Here is a 19,886-nt window from a genome sequence, read left to right as displayed (position 1 = left end):
ACACAGAGGATGGGTATGATCTGAGATGCTGCCGTGAGACGTAACGTAGCGCGTCGATGGGAACTGGATGCTCCCCACATCGTTCTGCAAGTACGCCGCACGGCGTTACGCGCAATGTCGTGCTGTTCATCCCGGCAGTCAATCTCCATGGCCTGCTCACAGCATAGGTAGCAACCTGGGTTATCTCATTAACGACTGGCCGCCTCCGTGATCGTGACGAACACACACCGCATCCTCATGACCAGCAGGGGCAACGGCATGACACGCGCCTGATCGTGAGTACGGCTGATGCGGCAGTATGACTGCCGCACTCCAAACGCCACGACACGCGCATAACGAGCGGGAAAGGTAACCAATCTAGCGCGTGATGGCACTGGCGATGGTCGTCAGCCATCCTCGCTGCCATACGGGCAGACTGGGAACAGGATATACTGTCTCTAGTGATAGGCAAGCATTCATAATCCTGCGCGATGGTCGGGTGGCACGAGCGCACCGCTTTTGTGAAATATGTTCAAAAACGCCGAACACGGCTAACACTAACGCATACTGACTGTTACGAAGAGTGTCTGAATGCACGTAAGCCATGCCAATAGTTGTCTGAAGCGTGAATAAGATTGCGGTTTTGCAACTTAAACATTCAAGAAATTGAATATGATAAGAGCTATGACAGCAACAACGACCGTCAAACAGGTACGCCTGTTCAAGGCTCTCATGCATCCGGTTCGTATTCAGATCCTCGACATTCTGCGCGAGGGCGAGGCATGTGTCTGCCACATTGAAGCCGTGCTTGGGCTGCGACAGGCGTATGTATCGCAGCAACTGGCCGTGTTACGTAAAGCGGGTCTGATCCGAGATCGGCGCGAAGGGTCGAACATCTACTATCGCATCGGGCATCGCGATGTATTCACCATTCTCGATGTGGCCCGCACCCTGGTAGGCGAGACTGAATTGGTGACGCCGATGACGGTATGTTGTTCATGTCCGCGTTGCACGACATCAATCGTGTAGAACTGTTACAGGAGCACAATCTATGGTCAACGTCAAAGTTTTAGGACCGGGCTGCGCCAATTGTCGCAAGCTGGAAGAGCGTGTACGGAATGTCATTCGCCAGCATCAACTGGAAGCCGAGATCGAAAAGGTCACTGATTACGCACAGATTATGCGCTGGAACGTAATGCGTACACCGGGACTGGTGGTAAATGATGTTCTGGTAGCCGCCGGACGCATTCCCTCTGAAGAGGAGATTGCGGGCTGGTTGAAATAAACGTTCATCAAGCACGAGCGGGTGATACCACAACCCGCTCTCTTTCAACCTGATATATGCAAAAAATTGCATATCTTACGGAGAATAGCATCATGGAGCAAACTATTTCACCAACTGCTGATCGTCGTCCTACCTGGCAGATATGGCTGCTGGTAGTCGGAGGAGCTGTAGCCTGGCTGATCGCGTACAACCTGATACAACCGCTGGCAAACTGGCTCACCTTCCGGGTCATTGGTTTGCAAGAGGGTTCCCATCTGGGTGAGGCAGTTGCCTTCTTTCTATACGATGTGCCGAAAATCCTTTTGCTCCTGAGCGGTATGATCTTTCTGATCAGCACGATCCGCTCATTCTTCAGCCCGGAACGCACCCGCGAGTTACTGGGGGGCAAACGGGAAGGGGTTGGTAATATCCTAGCAGCCGGTCTGGGTGTACTGACTCCATTTTGTTCATGTTCGGCAGTACCGCTCTTCATCGGTTTTGTGGAGGCTGGTATTCCCCTCGGTGTCACCTTTTCCTTTCTGATTGCCGCGCCAATGGTGAACGAGGTTGCGCTGGTCATGCTCTTCGGCTTGTTTGGCTGGCAGGTCGCTCTCCTCTATCTGGTAGCCGGGATGAGTATCGCTATTCTGGCCGGGATTGTGATTGGGCGTTTGCATCTCGAACGGTATGTCGAAGACTTTGTCTGGAACATTAAAGGGGGCAACGGCACGGTTGCGCTGACGACGCCAACATGGCCAGAGCGGTTTGCCATGGCCTGGGAGAACACACGTGAGATTGTCGGGAAGGTCTGGCTCTTCGTGGTGCTTGGGATTGCGGTTGGAGCCGGCATTCACGGTTATGTTCCCGAAGATGCGCTGGCCGGCATCCTGGGCCGTGAGGCGTGGTGGTCGGTGCCGATGGGAGTTTTGCTTGGCGTTCCGCTATACTCGAACGCCGCCGGTGTCATTCCGGTCGTCCAAGCCCTGATGGCGAAAGGGGCCGCGCTTGGCACAGTGCTGGCCTTTATGATGGCTGTGGTAGCGCTAAGCCTGCCGGAGATGATCATTTTGCGACGTGTGCTCAAGCTACCGCTGATCGCGACATTTGTCGGTGTCGTGGCCAGCGGGATCATCCTGGTCGGCTATCTGTTTAATCTACTAATGTAATCGCGATATAGCAATAGAGAGGCGTGGCCGTCACGCCCCTCTGTTCAATCCTGAAGACCTCGTACAAACCAGAATATCCCTACCGACAGGGCAATACCGAGCAGTGAAATCGGCCAGAGATCGCCAAGCGAAATCATGCTCACGGCTATCGCAAGATGGATAGCAGCTAACACCATCGGCAAAATCCGTGTCCAGGGTCGGTTGTTCCACAAGCCGATAGCCGCAATGATCAACACAACCGCGAACAGGATGATCGGCAGACTAAAGATGATCGCCAGAAATGCCGCCAATCCACCTAATCCAACTGCCGAATAGTTGACTAAGCCAAAAAAGATGAGTAACGCACCAAATGCGCAAAGCAGGCCACCGTAACCACCGGCAATAATTGACAGTATCTGCCGTCGGCCAAACTGGCTACCCGACATACGCCCTCCTGGTATAGTTTGATTACGAGCATTTGGTTGTTATTATATTCACAGCATACCCTATATCAAGACCCATGCAGCTCGCATTCCCAGAGGTTTGCGACACGCCCACCCTTGCCCACCCCCGCTGAGGTCGAGGACTCCAGTGCCGGACTACACCCGCTGTCGGGTGTTGATTCAAGATTGCACGACTCCGTTTGCAGCAGGTACGGCGGGCGGTAGCAGGTAAGAGCAAGCTGGCGGCTCGCGTTCCCAGCGCTTCCAGATGAGCCAGCCGGCGGTGCGCATTACCACCGCTTCCAGATTTGATATTGCCACTCGCGCCCACGAGCACCAGGTTCGATCACACAGCATCTGTGGTATTAGCATTCCCCCACTCGCTGGCGGACAGAACGGCACAGATAGGGCATGTTTCAGCATCGCGTCTACTATCATTCAGACAGGTCTTCTCGAAGTTTATTAACCATGCATGTGACGAATATCCACCAGCAGTTACGATCTCTTTCTACATCAGGCAAGGGGCAGATGATATGATCGCTTTGTCACAAAGAATGGAATAGTGACAAGTTATGAAATATTATCTGTTCATCATTTTTATCACACTGCTTGGGATCGGTGGTTGCCAACGCACGACAACCTCTCTCATCCAGCTTGACAATCTGCAACCACTGCCAATGCCCACACCGGTAACGTCACCACCCCTGCGGGTATCGGTGGCATCGGTCATTTCAGCCCAGGGGACGGTGCAGAGCTACCAACCATTGCTCAATTATCTGAGTGCCAGGCTTGGTCGCGAAGTCACCTTGATCCAGCGCCGCACCTACACGGAAACGAATGAATTGATCGGACGCAATGAAGTTGATGTTGCGTTTGTCTGCACCAGTGCCTACATTGATGGACGTGACCGCTACGGGATGAGTCTGCTGGTTGCCCCTCAGGTCAACGGTGAAACAACATACCATTCGCTCTTGATTGTACCGACGGATAGCCCGGCCCGTTCTATGGCCGATCTGCGTGGTAAGGTCTTTGCCTTTACCGATCCCACGTCGTTTAGCGGGCGCGTCTACCCAACGGCCCTGGTGCAAGAGCTGGGTGATAGGCCAGAGAGCTTTTTCCAGGATACGTTCTTCACCTACAGTCACGATGCGGCTATCGAAGCAGTGGCCAACGGCCTCGCCGATGGTGCCGCCGTTGATAGTCTGGTGTTCCACTTTGCCCTATCCCGGCATCCCGAACTACGTGAGAAGGTCAAAGTGATCCACACCTCACCACCGTTCGGCATTCCACCGGTTGTGGTTGGACCGGGAGTCCGGCCTCAGTTGCGTGCTGAACTGCAAAATATTCTGCTAGGCATGGCCGATGATCCTTCACCACTGGCCCAAACCGCATTGGCATCGTTGGGTATTGATCGCTTTGTCATGATTGACGATGCAGCCTACGCCAGTGCCCGGCTGCTACGCTCACAAGTAGGATCGATATCGCCATGAACGCAGGGTTCTTGCAACATCAGGTTACACATTGGGCAACAACACTATGGCAAGTTGTTGGCTCAGTGAATATTCGCGCCAAAATCCTGGGTATTGTGCTAGGACTGGTGGTCTTGATGGGGTTGGCTGCTACCATCGAGATACGCACACTGCTAGAGCATACTCTCACTGAACAAACGCACGAACGGTCGATTGCCATTGCCCGCGACGTTGCCGCCCGTTCTACCGACCTGGTGCTCATGCGCGATTATTACGGGTTATTCCGCCTGTTACGCGACACCCAGGAGAATAACCCTGATGTACGCTACGCTTTCATTATTGACTCAGAGGGCACGATTATCGCGCACACCTTTGGCAGCGGCTTTCCGGTCGGTTTGCGCGATGCCAACACGGTAACAGCGCAAGAACATCATCGCAGTGTGCTGCTGGCAACGAATGAGGGTGACATTTGGGATACGGCGGTACCCATGTTCGACGGTCGTGCCGGTATCGCCCGAGTCGGCCTCTCACTGGCTGCCCGTGAACAGACGGTCGCTGCCGTCACCGGCCAGTTGTTGATCACCACCATCATGGTGGCCGCAATCGGTATTACTGCCGCAGCGTTTCTGACCTGGCTCCTGACCAAACCCATCCTACAACTGGTAGCACTTACTAAGGCCGTTGCGCTCGGTGATTTCAGTCAACGTGCCCAACGTTGGGCCAACGATGAAATTGGGCAGCTCACCGATGCGTTTAACGCGATGAGTGAGGCGCTGGCCCAGGCTGAGCGTGAACGGGTCGAACGTGAACATCTACGTGCTCAGTATGTCACGCAAATCATTACCGCTCAGGAAGAGGAACGCAAGCGGATCGCCCGTGAACTGCACGATAGCACCAGTCAGGCCCTGACCTCACTGCTGGTCGGCTTACGCTCGCTCGCCGACCGCCAACGCTCGCCGGAGATTGCGCAACAGGTAGATGATCTGCGGAGCATCGTCGGGCATATTCTCAACGATCTCCATGCACTGGCCCGACAACTACGGCCAAGCGTGCTTGACGATCTGGGATTGGCAGCCGCCTTGCAACGGTATGTAGCCGAGTGTCGTACTCGCAGTGGTTTGATCATTGATCTGGCACTACCGGGGTTAGATGATTTCCGGCTCGATCCGGTGGTAGAGACGGCTCTGTACCGGATTGTACAAGAGGGATTAACGAACGCCATCCGGCATGCGCATGCGACCACGGCCAGCGTCGTGATTGAACGTCGTGCTGATCGGGTGCGTGCGATCATTGAGGATGACGGATGTGGTTTTGATCCAAATGCCCTGCACGGTGACGGTCATCTGGGATTGAACGGCATCCGTGAACGGGCAGCGCTTTTGAACGGCCAGCTCATCATCGAGTCGGCCCCCGGTGGTGGCACCACGTTGTACGTGGAAATTCCCTTAACGACCAGGCATGAGGAGTACTATGAGCAGCATTCTCTTAGTTGATGATCACGCTGTGCTGCGTGCCGGTTTACGGCTTCTGCTCGATGGACAACCCGATCTGCGCGTTATCGGTGAGGCGGAAGATGTACGCACAGCCGTAGCCCAGGCCACTATTCTCCAGCCCGACCTGATCCTGCTCGATCTCAGCCTGACCGGGAGCAGTGGTCTGGCAGCCATTCCAGCCTTGCACACAGTAGCCCCGCACAGTCGCATCCTGGTGCTGACCATGCACGATGATGAAGGGTACGTGCGACAGGCTCTGGCGGCCGGTGCAAATGGCTATGTTCTGAAGCGGGCTGCTGACGCCGAGCTGATTGCGGCGATTCGGGCAGTTCTGCGCGGGGAACTTTACATCCATCCAGCGCTGACCCGCCAGTTGCTAGAGAACTTGCTCCCGCAGACACCGGCTCTGAATCCCTGGGAAAGTCTGAGCGAGCGCGAACGCGAAGTTCTCTTGCTGGTCGCCCGTGGCTACACCGCCGCCGAGATTGCCGAACAACTGAGCCTCAGTCCTAAAACGGTCGAAACCTATCGCACCCGTGGCATGGAGAAGCTTGGCCTGCGCTCGTGCGCCGCGCTGGTGCAGTACGCACTCAACCATAACCTGTTGACACCGACCTGATCCGGTTGCAAGCGGACAATGGCTGTCGGGAAAATCCTGACACCAGCCGATCAACAACCTGACTTTTCCTGCTACCGACGGTGCCGACACAGATGTAAAGTGAGATTAGCGGGAATGCCGTAGATTAGCAATCCGCATTAGTACAAGGAGCCTGGACTATGACCCGGCAACCAACCATCCCCTTAACCCCGGTAAGCCGCAGAGGTTTGCTCGGTGCACTGGTAGCCGGCGCCGGTGCCCTCGCTGCGGCTTCGGTACAGGCAGGTCTCCCTGCCAGCATCGGGAAATCGGCCGACACTATCGATGTGCTGTCGCCCGAAGAAGCCCTGGCCGCTTACGAAGCCGAGATTGCACGCCTCCGTGCAACCAAAGTGAGCGGTACGCCCCTCGATCATCTGGAGCGGATGCGGGCCGATCTACTTCGTGCACTAGCCAAACCGGTCGCCGAACGTCGCTGGGTGATGGTGATCGATCTCCGTGCATGCGTTGGCTGTCAGGCCTTGTACCATCGCCTGTGTAGCCGAAAACAAACTGCCTCCCGGTGTGGTCTACCGACCGGTAATCGACGAAGAGATCGGTCGCTACCCCAATGTCACGCGCCGCTTCATTCCCCGGCCATGTATGCAGTGCGACAATCCACCCTGCACCGGGGTTTGCCCGGTCTCGGCTACATTCACCAACGAGCATGGTGTTGTTGAAGTAGACTACGAGCAGTGCATTGGCTGCCGTGCCTGTATCGCTGCGTGTCCGTATGGTGCGCGTACCTTCGATTTCGGATACACCTACACCGCCGACACCACCAGCCCTGGCGTCATGTTTGGCGCCGATCAGGCAGCAACCTACGAGACTGTTACCACCTTCGAGTACGGCAAAGTACATGCACGGCGCAATCTCCACGACTCGCCGGTTGGGAATGTACGTAAATGCCACTTCTGCATGCACCGGGTACTCAACGGTCAACTGCTGGCCTGCGTCACTACCTGCATTGGACGCGCCACCTTCTTCGGTGATGCCAACGATCCCGATAGTCTGGTCAGCGAACTGATTGCCAAACCCAATGTCATGCGATTGAAAGAAGACCTCGGCACTGAGCCGCGTGTCTACTATTTGCAGTGAGGAGCAGACCTATGCTTAAGCGACTCCTCTATCTCGCCGGCACCCTTGGCCTGCTCGTCGGCCTGTGGGGATTGTACGACCGCCTTGTCTACGGTCACATGCATGCCAATTACGGCTCATACGTTGTCTGGGGACTGTGGGTAGCGCTGTATATGTTCTTTGCCGGGGTAGCCACCGGCGCCTTTATGCTGGCAACCCTCGATCTGCTCTTCGAGCTGCCGATCTTCCGTGGGAGCGGACGCCTGGCACTCTGGGGATCGCTGGTAACAATGCCGGCAGGACTGGCGGCAATCGGCCTTGACCTCGGTCACATGACGCGCATCTGGAAAGTCTATCTCCAGCCCAATTTCGGTTCGGTCATGGCACAACTGGTTTGGGGCTACACCATCTTTCTAGGTATCGTCGTGATCAGCCTCTGGCTCAGTTTACGACCACAACCCTCACGCTGGTTGAAGCCGGTGATGGCGATTGGGCTTATTCTTGCCATCTTCCTCAGTGGTGGGATCGGCGCCCTGCTCGGTGTCAACCAAAACCGGATTAGCTGGCACGTCAGCAACTTACCGGCGCAGTTCCCCGTCTTCAACCTCACCTCTGGTGTGGCGCTGATGCTGATTGCCATCGGCTGGTTCGGCCCACACCGCGATCCGCGCCGCTCGCAACAGTTACGCATTCTCAGCCTGGCGATGGTCGTACTTTTGCTGGTGAAAGGCTACTACCTCTGGAGCGATGTTTCACAAGCCCTTTACCAGAATAGCAGCCACGGCGCAGCAGCGATCAATCTTGTCCTGTTTGGCCCTTACGGCTGGGCATTCTGGCTGTTGCAGCTCGGTCTCGGCATGCTGATCCCGCTCATCGTGCTGACCATGCCGGTTGGACAGAGCGGCTTTGCTGCCGGTTTGATGGGGGTATGTGTGCTGATCGGCCTGGCGGTGGCGCGTGCCAACATCATCTTCCCGGCCCTCAGCCTGCCCGAACTGCAAGGTCTGGGTGAAGCGTTCCACGGCCCACATCTGAGCTTCACCTACAGCCCCAGTTTGATGGAATGGGCGGTTACGGCGGGTATCGTCGGTGCTGCAACCATCGGGTTCCTGATCGGCACGGATCGATTACCGCTCTTCAATCGTCTGCCAACGGAAGCCAGTAGCGCTGCCGATTAGATGACACGTATCATTGGTCGTTATCCCCTGCCCCAACGACAGGAGTGTTGATATGAAACGGCAACCTGAAACATCCACTCGCACCGACCAAAGCATGAGTCGACGCGACTTTCTCAAGACTTCGGCTCTGCTCGGTGGCGGCGCTGCGCTCCTCGGCTTTGGCCCGCTGGCCGGCCTGGCTCGCGGCGAAGCACCGGCACTCGAACTGCCGCTCGTCGATGCGGCCAACTCCATCCAGACGGTCTGTCTACAATGCAATACCGGCTGTGGTCTCAAAGTCAAGCTGATCGATGGCGTCGCAGCCAAGCTGGAAGGTAATCCGTACAGCCCGTGGACAATGGAACCACCATTACCTTTCAGCACCCCAATTAGCGCCAGCGGCCCTATTGACGGCGCGCTCTGCCCGAAAGGCCAGGCCGGCATCCAGACCGCCTACGACCCATACCGGCTGATGCAGGTGCTCAAACGCAAACCGGGCACACCGCGCGGTGGCGGCCAATGGATCACCATTGACTTCGACCAGGCAGTTACTGAGATTGTGGAAGGTGGCGATCTGTTCGGCGAAGGACCGGTAGAAGGACTGCGTGCGCTTTATGCCCTCAAGGACGCCAACCTGGCCAAAGAGATGGCAAACGCCGTCAATGCGATTTTGGCCGCCAAACCGGAAGAGAAACCGGCCCTCGTTGCGCAATTCAAACGCGACTTCGCCGACCATCTCGATGTGCTGATCGATCCTGACCATCCCGATCTGGGGCCAAAGAACAATCAATTCGCCTTCATCTGGGGACGGTTGAAGAACGGTCGTGGCGACCTCGTACAACGCTTTGTCAAGAAAGGCTTCGGTTCGGTAAATGCCAACGGCCACACCACCGTTTGCCAGGGATCGCTCTATTTCACCGGCAAAGCGATGAGCGAGCAGTTCGATCCCAAGACCGGCAAATTCAGTGGCGGCCAGAAATTCTACTGGCAGGCCGATTTGGGCAACGCCGAATTCATCATCTTTGTCGGTACCAACCACTTTGAAGCCAATTACGGCCCCACACCACAATCACCACGCATTACGCAAGGCGTGATCAACAGTCGTCTGCGGTATGTCGTGCTCGATCCACGTTTGAGCAAACTGGCCAGTAAAGCCTGGAAATGGCTACCCATCAAACCGGGCACCGACGCCGCCTTTGCGATGGCAATGATCCGCTGGATCATCGAGCAGCAGCGCTACAACACCCGCTTCCTCGCCGCTGCCAACAAAGCCGCCGCTGCCGCCAACGGCGAACCGAGCTGGACAAACGCTACCTGGCTGGTGAAGGTCAAAGGTGGCGTACCGGGTAAGTTCCTCCGCGCCAGTGAGATTGGATTGACGACCGCCGTTGAAGAGACCGATGCCGAAGGGAAGAAGACGAAAGTATATGTGACGTCTGACGGCACGCGCTTCAGCTTCGATCCTTTCGTCGCACTGGTCAACGGCGTACCGACCCCCATCGATCCGAACGATCCCGAAGCCGCACCGGTGATGGGTGATCTCCTCGTCGATACCGAACTGAATGGCATCACGGTGAAGAGTGGCTTGCAGGTGATCTACGAGGCAGCCAGCACGCATACAATCGAGGAATGGGCGGCGATTGCCGATGTGAAAGCGGAAGACATCATCGAGATCGCCTACGAATTTACCAGCCATGGAACGCGTGCGGTGGCCGACATTCACCGTGGCCCATCGCAACACACCAACGGCTTCTACACCAATTTCGCCTTCTACACCCTTAATGCCCTGATCGGCAACTTCGACCACCGCGGCGGGTTGATCAAGGCCACCACCTACGACCGACTGGGCACCAAGGCAAAGGGACCATTTGAGGTTGAGAAGATGACGAACGGCGCCAACGTCCCGTTTGGCATCGACCTGCTGCGCACCAATACCGCCTACGAAAAATCAACGCTATTCAACGGCTATCCGGCGCACCGACCATGGTTCCCGCTGGCGACCGATGTCTATCAGGAAGACATCCCTTCGATGGGTGATGCCTATCCGTACCAGATCAAAGTCGCTATGTTCTACATGTCGGCTATCAATTACGCCCTGCCGGCGGCGCAGACGACCATCGAGATACTGGCCGACCCGAAGAAAATCCCGCTGATCATCACCAGCGACGTCATGGTTGGCGAAACCAGTACCTACGCTGACTACATCTTTCCCGACCTGAGCTTCCTTGAGCGCTGGGAATTCCACGGTTCACACCCCAGCGTCCCGTGGAAAGTGGAAAACATTCGCCAGCCTGCAATCAGCTTACCGAACTGGCCAACCGTCAGGGTCTTTGGCGAAGAGATTCCGCTCAGCTTCGAGGCGCTGGTGCTCGCGATTGCCGAGCGGCTCGAACTACCCGGCTTCGGCCCGAACGGTTTTGGCGAAGGCATCCCCTTCACCCGACCCGAACACCTCTACCTGAAACTGGTAGCCAACATCGCCTTTGGAGAGAAGGAAGACGGCAGTGATGGCGTACCTCCAGCCGACGATGCCGAATTAGAGGTCTTCCGCCGGGCACGGCGCTTCCTGCCGCCGAGCGTGTTTGATGAAGCCAAATGGCGTGCCGCTGTCGGCAACGACGAACAGCTCTGGCGACAAACGGTCTACGTTCTCAACCGTGGTGGTCGCTATCAGGCTTATGAGAAGGGCTGGAAGGGTGATCTGGCCGGCAACCCATACGCCAAACAGATCAACCTGTATCAAGAGAAGACGGCAACCACCATCAACTCCATGACCGGCGATCACCTGATCGGCTACCCGACCTACATCCCGGCTGGTTTGGCTGCCGACGGCACACCAATCGTTGATGAAGGTTACGACCTGCACCTGGTTACCTACAAAGAGGCAATGATGGCGAAGGCGCGTGGCATCGCCGACTACTGGCTCCTCGCCCTGATGCCCGAAAACACCATCCTGATCAATCGCCTCGATGCCGAACGTCTCGGGTTACGCAACGGTGATCGGGTACGCATCAGCTCGGCCAGTAACCCCGATGGGGTCTGGGATTTGCAAAACGGTACGCGCAAACCGATGATCGGCAAAGTGAAAGTGATCGAGGGCATCCGCCCCGGTGTCATCTCCTTCCCGCTCGGTTGGGGCCACTTCGCCAGCGGTGCCAGCGCCATCGTTATTGACGGCGTCACCATCCCCGCCGACCCCCGCCGGGCTGCCGGCATTCACGCCAATGCTGCCATGCGCGTTGATCCGGTGCTGGGCAATGTAACCCTGAGTGATCTGGTTGGCGGCAGTGCCGTCTTCTACGACACCAAGGTGAAGCTGGAGCGAGTTGGCTGAAAGCCAAATAAGGCATACCTGGAGCGCGATAACAGTCGGTCAGGCAGCGGGGTAGGCGAAGGTGTTGCTTTCGTCTACCCCGATCAGTTTGCAGACGGGCACTCACTACAAGGTAAATCTGGTATCATACATCCACATTCAACAACTCAGAACAGGTTGCCTGCTCGCTCATTCAGACAACAGGTGAAGCGCATTGTACTGCGCGAGGAACGAGAAGACATTGCATATACCATCACAAGGATGCGCGACACCGGACGGCGCAATGCAGTATCTATGCCCGTTCTGCATCACTAGTATTTGCAACTGACATAGAACTTCAGACTGAAACATACACCTGGGAGGCTATCATGAGTCAACTGCCCGAAGCGTACCGTACCTTTTTGCAAGACTACCCAACGGTAGCCGGCGTGTACGAACAACTGGGTGCAGCAGCAGCCGAGGCCGGCCCACTCGACGCCAAAACCCGCGAACTGGTCAAACTGGCAATGGCAGCCGCACTCGGCTCAGAGGGTGCTGTCCATTCCCACGTGCATCGTGCGCTGGCAGCAGGCGCAACCGCGGCAGAGATTGAACACACCCTGATCCTGGGCGTAACCACACTTGGCTTCCCAACAATGATGATGGCACTGCGTTGGGTACGTGCTGCGCTACACCAGGCTACACCGCCGCAAAGCTAGAGGAGGAACAACCGTGTCGGTTGATGAACTGATCGATACCACATCGCTGGAACTGCTCGTTGCCCCCGCCCCGTTAGCCGACTTTCTTCGCCAGTCATCGGCAATGCACCGTCATCTCTGCCCACGTCAGGTGCTTGGCGCTCGCATGGGCATGTACGCCGGTGACCTACTGGGTCTAACCCTGCCCCAAAAGAACAAACGCCTCTATACCTTTGTCGAAACCGATGGCTGTTTTGCCGACGGTGTAAGCGTAACGACGGGTTGCTGGTTGGGGCGCCGCACGATGCGGCTGATGGACGAAGGCAAAGTCGCGGCAACCTTTGTAGATACTCAAACAGGGCAGGCATTCCGCATTGCGCCGCGATCCAATGTGCGCGAGCTAGCCCGACAGTACGCACCCAACGCTCGCAGCCGCTGGCATGCGTATCTGATCGCCTATCAATTGATGCCATTAACCGATCTCCTCATCGCCCAACCGGTAAGGTTGACTGTCGATCTCAAGGCGATCATCAGCCGCAACGGTTTACGGACTTCCTGCGATCATTGCGGCGAAGAGATCATCAACGCCCGCGAAGTAATCCGCGATGGTCAAACCCTGTGTCGCACTTGCACAGGGGAAGGGTATTATATTGCAACGGAATGAAGCCATTGGAGGAGAGCCAATCTTCAGCTCACATGCAGAACCAGTGTCGTGTGACCAACAGCTCAACGATCTGGTGTTCGGTTCGCAAAGGAAAGAATGACCACCAATAATGGTTAGTTACCTCCTACCATAGCACAGGCCCAGACCTGTGCTATGGTACTTTCACCATCACGCAGATGCCCCAAACGTGTGGGAAACGAGGATCTGACGCTACTGAACTGGGACTGGCTTCAATTCCTGATTGTACACAGGAAGTCGGGTGTTGAATCTCATCGCAAATTCTGCAACAGCCAGAACAGAGCGAAGATCAACACAACCGTACCAACAGCTCGTACAAGCGCATTAATCAGGTTCACGATAGTCTGAATCAGGGCTGTGATAAGCGGACGCGCTACTACAATCAGGACGATAAACAGAATAATGTTCATCAATGTGTTCGAGTCCATTAGTGTGCTCCTCTCTGTATCACTCCTTGCAGTTGTTATCCTGATAGAAGGATAGCAAAGCGCCTGCCACGTTATCTACTGTATAGATTTGGGGTCACTCCCATCCTGACTTCGCATTGTTCAGGTAAAGGTTGTCTAAAGCTCACCCAAAACTCACCAATTATCCTCACATTGAATTACACATTCTGAATGCTGCAAGAAATGTAGACAGTCACCAAAAATGGTGTATAGTAGCCATATATGCGACTGCAAACCGCTTCATCAACACCTTTGCGGTTTAGCCAGGTATCTGGCAACCACAAAGCAGGTTTGGAGCGGGTTTGAAAGAAGGAGACCGGTGATGAACGACCCTGCCGCTGCACCCATTCGATCCGTACCCACAATCCTGTGCGCGATGGATGTGCAGGCGCACACGGCAAAGGTAGCAGAGACTGACTGTGCATGCCCGGATGACTACCCTGATGTAACCCCCATTACTGACATCGACTTAGCAGTTGCGTATGTGCTTCCAGACCTTCACACCGATAGCCTGGCGGAAAGATGGATGCTGGCATTTAATCCACAGGGCAATGCCGGCGTCGTGGTGCTCGATCAGACGGCCTGGACAATCCTTAACCGGTTTTGCCAACCGCGACGGTTGAATGAGGCTGTCGAAGAGGGTGATGAGGTCTGGATGGTTCAGCATGGAGCAATGCAGCTTGCGAGGTTAGGGTTGCTCCAGCGGATTGATCGGCCAGCAGTCACCCAACCCAGGACGTCTCAGACATTAACTGCCTGGCTGCACATGACAAATGCGTGCAATCTGCGTTGCGATTACTGCTACCTGAGGAAGACACCTGAAGCAATCGATGAGGTACGTGGCCGGAAAGCCATTGATGCGGTCATCCGCTCTGCCGTAGCCCATCAATTTCGGCGGGTTAAAATAAAGTATGCTGGTGGCGAAGCTACACTCAACCTGCCACTCGTCATTGCCCTCCATCAGTATGCACGTGATTGTACAGCACGACATGGTCTCACGCTTGATGGTGTTGTACTCAGCAATGGCGTGGCTCTCGGCAATCGCCAGATCTGCCAGATCCGCGATAATGGACTGCGTATTATGATCTCACTTGACGGGATCGGCGAGATGCACGATGCACAGCGACGCTTTGCTAACGGTCAAGGTTCATTTAGCCACGTGGCACGCACACTCGACCGCCTGGCACAGCATGGCGTAACACCATCACTCTCCATTACCCTGTCTCACCGTAATCTGAAAGGTCTTTCGGAAACAGTCGCATACGTACTGGAACGAGGATTACCATTCTCGCTGAATTTTTATCGTGAGAATGACTATGCTACCGGTCACATAGACCTTGCATTCAGCGAAGCAGAGATCATTGCCGCGATGAAGGCAGCATTTGCAGTTATCGAACAGCGTCTACCGCCATACCGTCTTGACTCGTTGCTTGACCTGGTACGCTTTACCGCCCCACACGACCACACCTGCGGTGCTGGTCATTCATACATGGTCATTGACCATTATGGCAGAGTCGCAAAGTGTCATATGGAGATCGAGCGTGTTGTAGCCGACATTGACACGCCCGATCCCCTAGCTCTGATACGCAATCACACCAGCGGCATTCAGTACATTCCGGTTGACACCAAAGAGGGATGCCGGACATGTACGTGGCGCTACTGGTGTGCTGGTGGCTGTCCGGCGTTAACCTACCGAATGACAGGACGTTTCGATATTAAATCACCGAACTGTCGTATTTACCAGACACTATTCCCCGAAGTTCTTCGCCTGGAAGGGTTACGCTTACTGAAATACGCATTTGAACAAAGGAGCGTCACACCATCCTACGTATAGAACGTAAGTAGCGAGCAGCACCCCGCTACTCAATCAACAGCGCCCGGCTTTCAAGCAGGTTGCGCATCGCCGATTCGCCTATTGAGTATTCAGACTCGAAGGAGCGTATTGCCTGCGCAACTGTTTCTAGCTCTTTTGCGTTTAGGGTTTTAAGACGATTATATACGCTATTTTGGGCACGTGCACCAGCGGGGTGATTCCGATTGTACAGGCGATCATTCTCAAATGCCAGCGCATAGTGATAGACTGCATAATGCAAGCAATCCTCACTCCCTCGAAAACCTGTAGACGGTTCATCAACAAACGAGACAGCAAATCTTTTATACTCCTGAAATACCTCATTCGCGTTCTTATTGGCTTTCTTATTGGCTTGCTGAGTCAGACGAACGTAATGTGCGAATAGACGGTTACCAATCAACATGTGAATACGGGCAATTTGAGTGAATAGCTGGCGATTCTGGATGTTCGGATTATTAAGGTCAGGTAAACTATGCCGTTTAATCAGATAGTCGTCATGAATCTCTCTTCGCGCAGCAATCAGACCTTCTTCAATAAGGTCTGATTGGTCTCCACTAGAGCCAACATAGGCGATATTGACCCAGGCATCTACCTGATAGAAGACATTATTCGTCTGACGTGCAAGGTCTACTACCTGTTTCTGTGTTTGCAAACATTCTTGCAAGACCCGATCGAGTTCACTTTTTTCAAAAGAGAGTTCCTGTTTCACCGCGATCATATCGCGTAACGCACGTCCTATCTCTCCCAGTGCCTCCATCTGACGTGGACGATCACCTATTTCTTCAAAGATTTGATGCGCTGCACGAGCATGCTCGATAGCCCGCTCCAGGATCGCTTTACGTCTGTAAGGATCATCATCATACGTAATTGAACGTCGCAGAGTCGTAGAGAGATTACGTAGCGCTAAACCCTGCCCCAGACGATAACCAACAGCACTGCACAACCGTAATGCCCGTTTAGCGTTACGCTCAGCCTGTTCATACTCACCAGCTTGAGCGAGAATGAGCGACAGCGTAGCATAACTGAGGCCAACATGTGATGGTACTCCGAGTCTCTTGCGTATCTCAAGACTTTCTTCAACGAGTGATCGGCCATTAGAAAAATTACCATTTTCACTCTCAACAAACCCAAGATTATTGAGAGTCCACGCCAGTAAAACCGGCACATCAATCTGCCGTTCAATTTTCACAGCGCGGCGATATGCAGTAATAGCGGGAACAAATAGCCCGCGTATCCGTAAACCGAAACCACGTGCATGATATGCCGGTGCCTGCAAACTTTGAGCACGCCAGTATAATGCTTCTGACCTGTTATTTGATTTCATAATTGCATCAAGGTACCGTTCAGCAGCATCCAGGAGTTGATCTGCATATTCCAAATCCTTCTCTTCCTTACTAGCACGTCCAAGGCGTGCCAGTGCCTCCCAAATATTAAGTGCTGCCACAGTTGAACCATAACCGGTTTGTAGCAAGTTTTGTCCTTCCCGGCGAAGTCTTTGGGCATACTCAATAACCTCGGTATATTTATCTCTTGTATATAAGTTGATCAGCATATAAATAACTAGCATACCCTGCAACAATTCAGCAGTGTTCTTATCTACATGTTGGTTAACTAACCTGAAGATCGTTATTATACCCTGTAACAATTCTTCATTATCAAAAATTGTAACAAGAACATCGGATGTATCACTGAGTGAATCATCATTTAATTTACCAGCAACCTCTTTTTCATTGAAAAACAAGACCAGTTCTGCCTGAGCATGGACCATAAACTCAGTATTTTTAACAAAAATATCGCTGAACATAAGTTGGAAGAATTGCCGAATTCCTTCTAGTTGATTAGAGCACAACCTGTAAAACATCTGATCAGATTGTAAACGATGAACTTCCCGGCGAACTTCGTCGACACGCACATAATCGAACTCTGGTTCTCCCGAAGCAGAACGCTCTTCCTGCTCAAAAACGGTATATAACGCTTTCAGTTGTTCACTACATTTATTAATTTGACTCTGGTACCATTCAATTATCGCTTTGCTGACGCGATCTGCCTCAGGCGCATCCTCCGGTGCGTTGTAGATCTGCCGGTTGAGGATGGCATACATCTCATCGTGCAGAAAATAGCGATCACCACGTACCTTGATAAATGACAGGCGCTTGATCGCGTCAAGATGCCTGTGCGCTTCATCAAGCTGTATCTTGAGGACATGCTCCAGCAATGATTCATTAACCCCTTTCGGTGCCCGCCCTAACATTAGCAACGTATCACGGATACTCGCCGCATTCATCATACGGTCGACAATTTGCTGCTCAAGCCGTTCACGAGCCTGTTCAGGATCAGTTTCAATATCGAGAATACCGGGCAATTGCCCAAACCCGGCAATGCTGATGTAATCTGCCAGTAACGCTAACAGGATCGGCGCTCCGCCAGAACAACGGTATATCTGCTCTCTACGCTGCGGTGTCAGACTGCGTAGCGTGTCCGCGACGGCCTGCTCGCCTGCCTGTTCGGCTACTCTCGCGACTGCATCCAGATAGTCATCAGTCTCCGCACGGGTGAATGGGCCAACTTCTATTTTAGCCAGGTGAAGCTGCTGATGCTGCACAAGTTCATTGAAGAGATGCCGAATCTGGTTACGCCCGGCGACAAGTACGGTAACGTTACCCCAGGCAGGAAGTGTGTCGACCAGCCACTGCCACGATGTAGCTACCTGAAACGGTGGACGTTGCTCACTCGCGCCATAGGCAACTCGTTCAAGTGTGTCGAGTGCAATCACAACATGCTGCGACTGCGAAAAGCGATTGAAATCACTGATGAATGACTGTAATGCCTCTTGTGTTGCCGCCGCAATTTGCCGCACATCGCCTGAATTCTGCGCTTTTGATTGCCGTTCACGTTCTCTCTTAAACGTGCGGAATGCATCATCAGCAGTCAGAGGTAGCGACTCATATATTGCAGTAGCAAGGGCAAGACTACTGTGATACTGTATATCGTAGAGATCAACGGCCTGCCGCGCCAGGACGACTCCCGCTTTACTTCGCTTGAGTGTATCATTTAGGATGCGAGTTTTACCGATACCCCCAGGGCCATACAATGCGATAATAGACGGTTGTGAACGATTGGATAGTTCTCTGTCAATCTGATCGAGAATAGCAGTACGCCCAATCAGATCGGGGGTTGCCCAGGCACCGGTGTAGCGTTCTTCTTCTCTCATTGGAACCTCCCTGTTCAGGCGTCAGCATGACCATTGTTTTCTTGCAAGACCTGGCGATGGTACGCAGCGAGTGGTTCGGAATACTCACGGCTATGTGGATATTTGTTTGCCCATTCTTCGTACATTGTTGCCGCAGCCTTGTGCAAACGTTGCCAATCAGCAGGCCGACTCCGTTTTAAGTTTTGCTCAAGTAGCGTGCGCACTGCCTCGTCGAGAATGTACCGTCTGTTCTGCCAGCGCATGAGGTTCGTCTCCTGCAGACGGTCTCGCAACATCCGCATTGCTGCAATTGAGTAACGATCACCTTCACCTTCTGGCTGGGTATTATGTAAGGCTGCGAGCATAACAGGCATCTCATTATCGCGAAACCCATGCTTAAGCACGCACAACGCATTAAATGCATTGCGTAGAGAGGAACGCTGATCTGCCGGTATAACTTCCAGTAAACGATCTATGACTGCCTGTAGAACGGCAGTATCGACTACCTCCTGATCCAGAGACTGTTCGATGTATTCAACTAACCTGCGCTGATCTGATGATAATCTATCCAGCACCTGACACACAATCGCATTCGCCAGTAGTTCGTTGGTGAGCGGATACCCCCCACCTAAGCTGATCACCCGACGGGCCAGCCGGATAAATGCTTCGTCAGATAGAAGATTAACCGCAGAGGAGGTAGCGAATGTGTCCGTGAGTGATTGTCTGATTTGCGCTACAACCTGCTCATCAGTAAAGGGAGTGAGAGATTGTTCTTCACGTTCAGCACGCAGGTAGGGTGACTTCCAAAGATACGGTCGCCCGCGACTAGACATGACGGGAGCGACAAGCTTGAACTCTGCGACGTATTCCCGGGCAATATTCCGGAGCCGAAACCGGGTTGCCGCTGTCGGAGGAATACCGTTGGCAGTCTCGCGCGCGCGGTGCTGCGCAACGTGCTGCGGGATTGTGATTGCCAAATCAGCCATGGTCTTGGGAAGAAGATGAACTCGCCGCGACCGAAGCGCAACCGCATCTTTGCGCGCCCGGGGAATCGGTGCATGG

General features: G+C 54.1%; 14 protein-coding genes and 2 pseudogenes. 12 read left to right on the top strand and 4 right to left on the bottom strand.

The window, feature by feature from the left end; all coding sequences use genetic code 11:
- Window positions 1-663: 663 nt before the first annotated feature.
- The 3 genes from VAE57_RS06680 (at window position 664) to VAE57_RS06670 (ending at window position 2,409) form a co-directional block, all read left to right on the top strand.
- Window positions 664-1,008 (top strand): metalloregulator ArsR/SmtB family transcription factor, encoded by a 345-nt coding sequence (locus tag VAE57_RS06680; protein ID WP_322821107.1) that lies wholly within the window; start codon window positions 664-666, stop codon window positions 1,006-1,008.
- Window positions 1,009-1,030: 22 nt separating this feature from the next.
- Window positions 1,031-1,264, top strand: a complete 234-nt coding sequence (locus VAE57_RS06675) for a thioredoxin family protein (RefSeq protein WP_322821106.1) — start codon at window positions 1,031-1,033, stop codon at window positions 1,262-1,264.
- Between the two features lie 92 nt (window positions 1,265-1,356).
- A complete protein-coding gene (locus tag VAE57_RS06670; protein ID WP_322821105.1) occupies window positions 1,357-2,409 on the top strand; it encodes a permease in 1,053 nt (350 codons plus the stop codon).
- A 44-nt stretch (window positions 2,410-2,453) separates the two neighbouring features.
- On the opposite strand, the gene VAE57_RS06665 is transcribed toward VAE57_RS06670, so the two are convergent.
- Window positions 2,454-2,834: a hypothetical protein gene (locus VAE57_RS06665; RefSeq protein ID WP_322821104.1), complete on the bottom strand. Its 381-nt coding sequence runs from the start codon at window positions 2,832-2,834 to the stop codon at window positions 2,454-2,456.
- A gap of 569 nt (window positions 2,835-3,403) precedes the next feature.
- Here VAE57_RS06665 and phnD point away from each other — a divergent pair.
- The 8 genes and pseudogenes from phnD (at window position 3,404) to VAE57_RS06620 (ending at window position 13,318) form a co-directional block, all read left to right on the top strand.
- The gene (phnD, locus tag VAE57_RS06660; RefSeq protein WP_322821103.1) at window positions 3,404-4,321 is read left to right on the top strand and encodes a phosphate/phosphite/phosphonate ABC transporter substrate-binding protein; all 918 of its coding nucleotides are present in this window, start codon (window positions 3,404-3,406) and stop codon (window positions 4,319-4,321) included.
- Window positions 4,318-5,793 (top strand): ATP-binding protein, encoded by a 1,476-nt coding sequence (locus VAE57_RS06655; protein WP_322821102.1) that lies wholly within the window; start codon window positions 4,318-4,320, stop codon window positions 5,791-5,793. Before phnD ends, VAE57_RS06655 begins: the two co-directional genes overlap by 4 nt.
- Entirely contained in the window at window positions 5,771-6,412 is a 642-nt protein-coding gene (locus tag VAE57_RS06650) for a response regulator transcription factor (protein WP_322821101.1), read from the top strand. Before VAE57_RS06655 ends, VAE57_RS06650 begins: the two co-directional genes overlap by 23 nt.
- A 158-nt stretch (window positions 6,413-6,570) precedes the next feature.
- Window positions 6,571-7,528, top strand: a pseudogene (locus VAE57_RS18785) (4Fe-4S dicluster domain-containing protein).
- A gap of 11 nt (window positions 7,529-7,539) precedes the next feature.
- Complete coding sequence (gene nrfD / locus VAE57_RS06635) at window positions 7,540-8,685, top strand: NrfD/PsrC family molybdoenzyme membrane anchor subunit (protein ID WP_322821099.1); 1,146 nt, start codon at window positions 7,540-7,542, stop codon at window positions 8,683-8,685.
- A gap of 52 nt (window positions 8,686-8,737) precedes the next feature.
- Window positions 8,738-11,998 (top strand): molybdopterin-dependent oxidoreductase, encoded by a 3,261-nt coding sequence (locus VAE57_RS06630; RefSeq protein WP_322821098.1) that lies wholly within the window; start codon window positions 8,738-8,740, stop codon window positions 11,996-11,998.
- A 347-nt stretch (window positions 11,999-12,345) separates the two neighbouring features.
- Complete coding sequence (locus tag VAE57_RS06625) at window positions 12,346-12,675, top strand: carboxymuconolactone decarboxylase family protein (protein WP_322821097.1); 330 nt, start codon at window positions 12,346-12,348, stop codon at window positions 12,673-12,675.
- A gap of 13 nt (window positions 12,676-12,688) precedes the next feature.
- Window positions 12,689-13,318 (top strand): FmdE family protein, encoded by a 630-nt coding sequence (locus tag VAE57_RS06620; protein WP_322821096.1) that lies wholly within the window; start codon window positions 12,689-12,691, stop codon window positions 13,316-13,318.
- Between the two features lie 269 nt (window positions 13,319-13,587).
- Here VAE57_RS06620 and VAE57_RS06615 read toward each other — a convergent pair whose 3' ends face one another.
- Entirely contained in the window at window positions 13,588-13,764 is a 177-nt protein-coding gene (locus tag VAE57_RS06615; RefSeq protein WP_322821095.1) for a hypothetical protein, read from the bottom strand.
- A 340-nt stretch (window positions 13,765-14,104) separates the two neighbouring features.
- Between VAE57_RS06615 and VAE57_RS06610 the strand changes: the two genes are divergently transcribed.
- Complete coding sequence (locus tag VAE57_RS06610) at window positions 14,105-15,616, top strand: radical SAM/SPASM domain-containing protein (RefSeq protein WP_322821094.1); 1,512 nt, start codon at window positions 14,105-14,107, stop codon at window positions 15,614-15,616.
- Window positions 15,617-15,641: 25 nt separating this feature from the next.
- Here VAE57_RS06610 and VAE57_RS06605 read toward each other — a convergent pair whose 3' ends face one another.
- A complete protein-coding gene (locus tag VAE57_RS06605) occupies window positions 15,642-18,845 on the bottom strand; it encodes a tetratricopeptide repeat protein (protein ID WP_322821093.1) in 3,204 nt (1,067 codons plus the stop codon).
- A gap of 14 nt (window positions 18,846-18,859) precedes the next feature.
- A pseudogene (locus VAE57_RS06600) lies at window positions 18,860-19,886 on the bottom strand (hypothetical protein); the annotation flags it as partial.

The sequence above is a fragment of the Chloroflexus sp. genome (assembly GCF_034434295.1).
Classification (GTDB): Bacteria; Chloroflexota; Chloroflexia; order Chloroflexales; family Chloroflexaceae; genus Chloroflexus.
This window is presented reverse-complemented; position numbering and strand designations above follow the sequence as displayed.